Below are 7820 nucleotides of genomic sequence, written 5' to 3'. Positions count from 1 at the left end.
GATCTCTGGCGTGCAGTCGGCAACATCTGCGACCTGTTCGAGCCCGAAGAATGTTGGAACTACCTCAAGGCCGCTGGCTATGTTGCAGATTAATCGCCTGACGCTCTAGGATCACGGCATCGGGAAGCAGGGACTGATAATCCCTTACGGTCTGCTCGATTGATCGCTCTTCATTGAAGGCGGGTATGACCACGCACATCGTTGCCTCGGACATAATACCCCGCCCCCTCCACTTACCGGCCCGCTCCATAGGATGAATGCGCTCAGAAGGTCAATGCTTGTGCCGCCGCGGGCGCGCTGATATCGGCTGCGCTTATGGAAGGATTCAATGCATGAAGCCCCGCCCGCCCGGGAAAAGTCGACTGCTCGTCGAAACCTTTCGGTTCGTCCTTGTCGGCGCTATCGGCTTTGTCGTGAACGCCGGGGGCGTTCTGCTTCTGCATCGTCACGTCGGCCCGGTGATCGCCCAGTTGATCGCTTTCCCGGTGGCCGTCACCGTGACCTGGTGGTGCAATAGGATCTACACCTTCGCGAAAAGCGGCCGGAAATGGTTATCTGAGTGGGCGCACTATGTAGGCGCGAATCTCGTCGGGTGGATCGTCACCAACGCTGTGTACGTCTCTCTGATTATTTCTGAGCCGTTCTTCCGGGAAAACCTCATCATCGCCCTTGCGATAGGAGCGGCTGCGGGCCTGGTGCTGAACTTCACGGCTTCAAAGTGGGTTGTATTCAGGCAGCAGGACGAGCCGGACGCTTAGAAAAAAGCGAACATTGCCGTGCCCAACGACCATCCGGCGACCATGATCGCTAATCCGTAAGCGGCGGCCACGAAAAGTATCTTCTGCTCGTTGCTCATTGCTTGCCTATCCGGTTGTTACCCACGCCCACTAAATGTGGGGTGGGCCCATTCCCCGGAGTAAAGCCCGTCAAAGGTCGGCGCAGCTGCCTCGCCGGCGATTCCGAGCAGCGAGCGGAACGCGTTGAAGGGATAGAAGCGCCGATTGAATCGAAACGTGAACTCGTTGAGGTAGGCTTGTAGATGCTTGGCGCTGACTCCATGATGGATGCCATTGATCCAAGTCTTCAGATTGGCGAAGACCAAGTGGATGATCGGCAGGAATTCCTCTGCGATCTCTGGGTCTCCGCATTCGGCGATCGCGTGGTGGTCGAATCCGCGCTTGCGAAGGCCGGCATAGCCGCTCCAATCGTCCGTGACGATCAGCGATCCGGGAGCGACGGCGTTTTCGACGAAACCACCCAGCGATTCGGCGCTACGGTTGGCAGCAATCGCCAGACGCACCCGACCGGCGTAGCGACCGTCCCGCCGGTTGTCCTGGGCGGTGCCCGGTTCACGGTGCCGCACTTCGATGGCGGCGGCCACCAGCACTTTGTGATGGGCGCCACGGCCTTCGCCGCGGGTCCGTCCTCCAACCCACGTTTCATCCACTTCGACATGCTGGTCGGCTTGCCGCCAATCTTGTCGCGCTCCGGGCGCACCATCCCGGCGCGGAGCTTATGAAGGATGCCGAAAGCGGTTTCGTAGCGCGACAGGCCGAGCTGCCGCTGAAATTGGACGGCCGACATTCCCGGCGTGTGGCTGGCGATCAAGTAAGCCGCCCAGAACCAGGTCGACAACGGCGTATGGCTGCGCTCCATGACGGTGCCAACGGTCAGGCCGGTGTTCGTGCGGCAGGACCGGCACCGCAGGACACGGGGTCGGTTCTCGAAGCGGAAAGGGTCGTCAACAATGCCGCAATGGGGACAAGCGAACCCGTCATTCCATCGAGACTTTTCCAGGTAGGCGGCGCAGGCCGCATCGTCAGGAAAAAGCCGCTGGAACCCCGGAAGCGATTCCGGGAACGGAAGGTCATCTCGGTCGAGAACGTCCACAGCCGCCTCCTATCCGCTTGACGCCCACCCTAGATGTTGTGGGTGTGGGTGTAAAGCGGATAGGCACGGTTCATTCTTTTATGTGCCTGATTGGACGCTGATATTGACTATTTTTTCAACGGCTTTACGCGCGCCAACGAAATATAGCATAAGCAGCAAAACGGCACTCATTAAAGTAGTTACTGCAGCTCCCTGGGCCCCAAATTCAGGGATCATAAACAGGTTTGCCAAAATGTTGAAAAGCGCAACAATCCCCATAAAATATGTTTTGGTTTTCATGCTGTCCCGCGTCATCAGAATTGCACCAAAATTATAGGAGACAAAGATCGCCGGAATGCTGAGAGACAAAACCCGCAATACCGATGCCGAGGCAGCATATCTTTCACCGAATAAAAATGCCACCGACATGTCCGATGCAACCCAATAAATTGCGGCAACTAACAAACCTGCTACCCCGATGCCAATGCCGGCCTTTACTGAGAAGCGACGCAACCTTGCCGGATCAAGGTTGGCCCATATATATATTTTTGGTAGAAAAAATTTCTGGAAAATCACCGTAGGTAAAATATAGGTGGCAGCAACCAGCGTAAACGCGATGCTGTAATATCCAGTCTGTGCCGGCGTCGAAAGCAGCTTCAACATCACAACGTCACTTTGATAGTAAACCAATTGGAAAAACAACGCGACTCCGAAAGGCAGGCTACCTTTGGCTACCTGAGAGATGCGAACTGGAGGGTTCGCTGTATTTGGAAACCCTATCCATCGGTGGCTACCTACAAAATTCCTAAAGGTAAACAGCCCTAACAATATTATCATAAGTGCAGAGGCCGCGTAAGATATGGCAACATGATAGAGTGATATATCGTTTTCCAAGACAAGAACGAAAAGGCCAATCAACCCCAATCTAAGACCGTTTTGCGTCAGAGATATTAGGGCCAGTTGTAGGATTTTTTTTTCGAGCTGAAACTTGGTGTTCAACAATTCGATTGTCAGTTGGCCCAGAATGCAAATGCTAAGGATTTGTAACATTGGTCGCATTTCAGAGTCCTGTGGCTGTAAATACGACCAGCCAAACAATAGGACGAATACAGTGATACTCATGAGCGCCATCAGAGCGTAGGAGCTTTTTAGGTAGCGTCTACCAATAGTGGGGTTTTCGCTGAAAATTTTCAGCCAAAACGGGGCTATCCCGAAACCGGCCAACGGAACCAAAAGCACAACAGTGGCAAAAGCGGCGGCAAAAATTCCGTAATCCTGAGGGGCAAATAGGCGCACTAATAAAAGCTGTGTACCAAAGGCAAGAACAGCATTCACTATTGCTGCAATTGTTAGTAGGCTGACACTAAAGACTGCGCTCATTACAAATCTGTGCCTTTTTCAAAATTTTGAGATGTATTTCCGCCGTGAAACAGTTCGTTTTCTATTAAAAACTTTTCGTCAATGAATTCTCGTAAAATACCAATATGATTTAGGAAATCCTCCTTATTATATTCTCCATTATTGATAAGAATATTCAGGCTTTTGTTACTCACTGCCAATGGCCGGTTCCCGAACTTGGCTTTTATTACGTGCCTCGCGTAATGGAAAAATAGCCTATTGAATAATCCGTTACTTGGATTCTTTCTCGTCAGTAACTTTGAAAACCTATTTTTAAAAATAACTTTCAACACAATACATGCAGCAGTGTATGCAATCGACTTTTTGAAGACCTCGCGGTATATGTCACGGTTGATAGAAAACATGCTTCCGAGGTTCGGATATGAGAATTCTTGGTAAGAGTGCCGAGCAGAATGAAACCTGTCCATTTTTTCTTTAATTTGTTTACTCACCCCTTGCTCAAACCGAAATTGTGCCTCCAAAATTATCTCTTTTGGATTGTTTTTGAAACGTGACTCTCTGTATGTAAAGCCACATTCATCTCTTCCAATCACACAAATATCGTCTGAATAATAATTCACGGTTTCTAATGTAGTCGAGATATTATACCCATAAGCCCCTGCATTCATCAGCACAGCACCGCCGACTGTTCCCGGAATGCCTTCAAGCCCCTCGATACCGCTCAACCCATGCATCAATGCATACCGAGTTAAATCAGATAAAGTAACTCCGGCCTCTGCCGTTATTATCTGACCTTCAATTGAAATTTGGTTCATTAGCTTTGTAGAGATAACACATTCGTAAACATCTTCATCAAAAAAAAGTATATTTGAACTAAGGCCGATGATTTTAAAATTAATTCCCTGCATTGAACAAAACTCAATAATGCTAACTAATTCCTTGCTCCCTTTAGGTTCAACATAGAAATCTACAATTCCACCGGCTTTAAAGTAAGATACGCGGCTCAACCGAGCGCCCCGCAGGAATTGAATGTTTTTATTTTTCAGAAAATTTTCAAATAAAGCCATAGTTGAAGCTCCGAATTTTTAATTGCACCCTCTGAGGAATTGGAGCTACGATTAAATCTGGTGTTTTGATGATTTGAAGGTTGGCGGCGCATCTGGTTGGTTTGTTGTTGTGAGACAGCAGCCCAACCGAAGGATATACACCACCATGGAAACGACTAACATTGTTGAATTTGCGCGTCGAGACGAAATTACGGACGCGCTGACGGATCTGCTGCGCACAGAAGCACAGGAATTGATTGCAACAGCGGTTCAAGCTGAACTCGAGGGCTTTACGGCACAGTTTGCGACTGAACGAACGTACTGAAGCTGGTCATGCGGCTGTCGTGCGTAACGGGCACTATCCGGCCCGCCCGTTCCAAACGGGCATCGGCCCCGGTGTTTGTCAAAGGAGTTGTCCGCCGATTTCATGCGGCGTCTCTGATTTCAGGGGCGCTGATTTCATTTTCGGGGTTGAGCCAGACGGGTCCGGCGGGTTGCCAGTTGCGGGTTCTGCCTGACCAGCGTTGCGGGTTTTGCGCGCGTGCATTTGCATAGAGACTGGCGCGGTTTGCCAGCGTCGCGCGATCATGGCCAGCGTGGCGCGCATTTGGCGTGACGAAGCGGATGGCGCTGTGCAAGTGCTCGCCGTTATACCAACTGGCGAAGGATTTCATCCAAGCCTGGGCATCTGCTTTTGTGGCAAAGCCCTTGGTCGGCCAGTCTGGTCGATATTTGCAGGTTCGGAACAGAGCCTCAGAGAATGGGTTGTCGTTGCTGACCCGGGGGCGGCTGTAGGACGCGGTGATGCCCAGTTTCTCCATCGTGGTTTTCATTGTCGCGCCTTTCATAGGACTGCCATTGTCGGCATGCAGAACAAGCGGCTGCATAAAGCATCCCTCGGCCAGCACCGCCTGCCGGATCAGGGCGGCCGCCAGGTCTGCACTTTCGCGCTCATGCACCTCCCAGCCAACAATCTTGCGGCTGAAGATGTCGACGATCAGATAGAGGTAGAAGAACATGCCTGCCACTGGCCCCGGCATCCAGGTTATGTCCCAAGTCCAGACCTCGCAAGGCGCGCTGGCCCGATAGCTGGTGGGTGGTTTGCGCCGGACCGGTGGCTTGGCCCGGCCCCGATGCTGCTGCTGCCCATCCGCGCGCAGAATGCGGTAGAAGCTGGACTCGGATGCCAGATACCGCCCCTGATCGGCCAGTTTGGGCACGATCTGGCAGGGCGGAAGGCTGGAAAACTCTGGAGAATTACAGGCTTCCAGCACCCCCGCGCGTTCAGCCGCGCTCAGCTTATTGGCCGGTGCCGGGCGCGGCACGAGGGGCCGAAGATCAGGTTGAACCTGCCCGTCTTTTGTCCAGCGTCGCAGAGTGCGGTCGCTGATTTCCAGCTCGAAGCAGGCTTTGGAACGCCGCGCGCCAGCGGTGATGGCGTCGTTGATCAGAACAACTGCGGTTTGGCGATGTGGGGTGCTGATCATGCGTCCTCTCCGTCCCCCCAGATCGCCGAGGCCTTTTTTCGCAGAACCAGAAGCGCTGCGGTTTCGGCCAATGCGCGGTCTGCGTATTCCGGAACATCCGGCCACCCATTCCGATCACATCCGGCCACCTGTTCCGACGCATTCGGCCACCTGTGACGCGTTGCCGTGAGGCAGCGTGTTTCGGGTATCAGGTTTGAGGCGTTTCGTCATCCATTTTGGCGAGCGTTTTGCGCATGGACTGGCTCTGTTGCACAAATTCAGCAGGGATTCATGTCGTGAATCCAGTGTGGTAGCTGGCGTGCATGAGCAAACCGACATCGCCTACCTATAAGCCCGGATATCCCAGATAAACAACGATATCGCGCCCCCCGGATGGGTAATAGTCTATAATCATCAATATCTTAGCGATGATGGGGCGGGATATGGCGACGGATGTGACGGGTGAAGCTGAAACGGGGCCTCTTCGGCTGGAATTCGACCGCTCGGTGAAGGTGGAATTCCGGGGTTCGGCGATCAGTTCGGACGGCGGATTGCTGCTGCACCGGGAACTGGACGACGCTCTTGGCCTCTCGGACATGGCGGCGGGTCTGCTTTCCGATATGCGCACGGGTCTGAACGGACGGCATCGCTTGCCAGGCTTCCTGCGACAGTCGGTCTTTTCCCGCCTTGCAGGATATGAGGATGTCAATGACGCAGACCGGCTGTGCCGCGATCCGGTGATGCGCCAGCTTGTCAGTAGTCGAGCAATCAAGGGCGATGCGGCCTCGGCCAGTGCCATGGGTCGGTTCGAGACCGAGATGCTGACCCAGCCAGAGAACCTCGCGGCGCTTGTCGACCTGCCGGGTCGGTGGATCGACACGGTGCACGACAAGCGACCGCCGAAGGTCATCACCCTGGACATGGACAGTTCGGAAAGCCCTGTGCACGGCGATCAGGAGGGTTCGGCATGGAATGGGCACTTCCAGAAGAAATGTCTGCATCCGCTCTTCGTGTTCAACCAGTTCGGTGATCTGGAGAGATGTGCCTTGCGTCCCGGCAATGTCCACAGCGCTGATGGTTGGGAGGCTGTGCTGACGCCTGTGTTGGCGCGCTACTCGGCCGAGGCGCGACCTTCGATCATCCGCCGCCGGTTTCGCGCCGATGCGGCCTTCGCCATCCCGGCGCTGTTCGATCTGCTTGAGGCTGAGGGTTGGGATTATGCCATCCGGATCAAGGGCAATTCCAAGCTGAACGAACGGGTCGACTGGCTGACAAAGCGCCGCCCCGGTCGTCCGCCGAACCATGTCGTGCGCCTCTATACCAGCTTCCACTACCGGGCGAAGAGTTGGTCAAAGGCCCGCCGCATAGTGGCGAAGGTCGAGTTCCATCCTGGTGATTTGTTCCCGACGGTCGGCTTCATAGTTACAAATCGAAGCCTGCCGAATGAACGGGTGCTGACCTTCTACAACGGGCGGGGCACCGCAGAGCAGCACATCAAGGAGGGCAAATACGCGCTCAAATGGACACGGCTGTCGTGTATGCGGTTCGCGGCAAATGCTGTGCGGCTCCAGCTTCACGCTCTGGCCTACAATCTGGCCAACTTCCTGCGGACAACGGCGACGCCCGAACTGATCGAGCGCTGGTCTCTGACCTCCCTGCGCGAACGCCTGATCAAGACCGGGGCGCGCCTGGTGCGCCATGGCCGCTACGCTATCTTCCAGATGGCCGAGGTCGCCATCCCGCGCGATGTCTTCGCCGCCATCCTAAACATGATCAACACCCTGCGAGGGCCACCACCAGGAGCAACGTGCGCATGACCGGAACCAAAGCCAAATCCACGATATCAAACACCGGCGGCGGGAAAACTGTGTCCGGGCATGGTCAAATCACGTCTCTGGGTGCCAAAATAACCGACTTGGCGCCGCCTCTTATCAATATGCAGCGGCCAGAGCGAGTCAAAGCCGACAAAAGGCGGGAATGTCCCGGTCTCTGTTGAAACTCTGAAGTGGGCGGCGTTGCCCGCCTTGAGCCGTTAGGCTCGGGGTGCCGATTCCACTGAGGAGAGCAACGCCATGAAGAA

At 54.3% G+C, this 7820-nt stretch carries 5 protein-coding genes and 2 pseudogenes; 3 read left to right on the top strand and 4 right to left on the bottom strand.

Translation table 11 applies throughout. The features are described from left to right. The first annotated feature begins 332 nt into the window (after positions 1-332). Positions 333-758, top strand: a complete 426-nt coding sequence (locus VSX60_RS21540; protein ID WP_327626304.1) for a GtrA family protein — start codon at positions 333-335, stop codon at positions 756-758. Positions 759-874: 116 nt separating this feature from the next. Here VSX60_RS21540 and VSX60_RS21535 read toward each other — a convergent pair. From VSX60_RS21535 to VSX60_RS21525, 3 genes and pseudogenes are all read right to left on the bottom strand, one after another. Continuing rightward, positions 875-1890 (bottom strand): annotated as a pseudogene (locus VSX60_RS21535) (IS1595 family transposase). A gap of 78 nt (positions 1891-1968) precedes the next feature. Further along, the gene (locus VSX60_RS21530; RefSeq protein WP_327626303.1) at positions 1969-3249 is read right to left on the bottom strand and encodes an oligosaccharide flippase family protein; all 1281 of its coding nucleotides are present in this window, start codon (positions 3247-3249) and stop codon (positions 1969-1971) included. Beyond that, complete coding sequence (locus VSX60_RS21525; protein WP_327626302.1) at positions 3249-4295, bottom strand: UDP-N-acetylmuramate dehydrogenase; 1047 nt, start codon at positions 4293-4295, stop codon at positions 3249-3251. The genes VSX60_RS21530 and VSX60_RS21525 overlap by 1 nt, the downstream gene beginning before the upstream one ends. A 145-nt stretch (positions 4296-4440) precedes the next feature. On the opposite strand from VSX60_RS21525, the pseudogene VSX60_RS21520 reads away from it, so the two are divergent. Next, positions 4441-4669 (top strand): annotated as a pseudogene (locus VSX60_RS21520) (IS256 family transposase); the annotation flags it as partial. A 30-nt stretch (positions 4670-4699) separates the two neighbouring features. Here VSX60_RS21520 and VSX60_RS21515 read toward each other — a convergent pair. Further along, a complete protein-coding gene (locus VSX60_RS21515) occupies positions 4700-5761 on the bottom strand; it encodes an IS3 family transposase (protein ID WP_327626301.1) in 1062 nt (353 codons plus the stop codon). A 422-nt stretch (positions 5762-6183) separates the two neighbouring features. On the opposite strand from VSX60_RS21515, the gene VSX60_RS21510 reads away from it, so the two are divergent. Beyond that, on the top strand, positions 6184-7557 hold the full coding sequence (locus VSX60_RS21510; protein ID WP_327626299.1) for an IS1380 family transposase: 1374 nt from the start codon (positions 6184-6186) through the stop codon (positions 7555-7557). Positions 7558-7820 lie beyond the last annotated feature (263 nt).

The organism is Aurantimonas sp. A3-2-R12 (assembly GCF_036016755.1).
Lineage (GTDB): Bacteria > Pseudomonadota > Alphaproteobacteria > Rhizobiales > Rhizobiaceae > Aurantimonas > Aurantimonas coralicida_A.
The sequence above is the reverse complement of the archived record's forward strand: the minus strand, read 5'-3'. Positions and strand labels throughout refer to the sequence as shown.

What these genes read in the sequence shown, in the direction of transcription:
- VSX60_RS21510 (WP_327626299.1), top strand. Translation starts at nt 6,184, where the DNA reads ATGGCGACGGATGTGACGGGTGAAGCTGAAACGGGGCCTCTTCGGCTG.
- VSX60_RS21530 (WP_327626303.1), bottom strand. Translation starts at nt 3,249, where the DNA reads ATGAGCGCAGTCTTTAGTGTCAGCCTACTAACAATTGCAGCAATAGTG.
- VSX60_RS21515 (WP_327626301.1), bottom strand. Translation starts at nt 5,761, where the DNA reads ATGATCAGCACCCCACATCGCCAAACCGCAGTTGTTCTGATCAACGAC.
- VSX60_RS21540 (WP_327626304.1), top strand. Translation starts at nt 333, where the DNA reads ATGAAGCCCCGCCCGCCCGGGAAAAGTCGACTGCTCGTCGAAACCTTT.
- VSX60_RS21525 (WP_327626302.1), bottom strand. Translation starts at nt 4,295, where the DNA reads ATGGCTTTATTTGAAAATTTTCTGAAAAATAAAAACATTCAATTCCTG.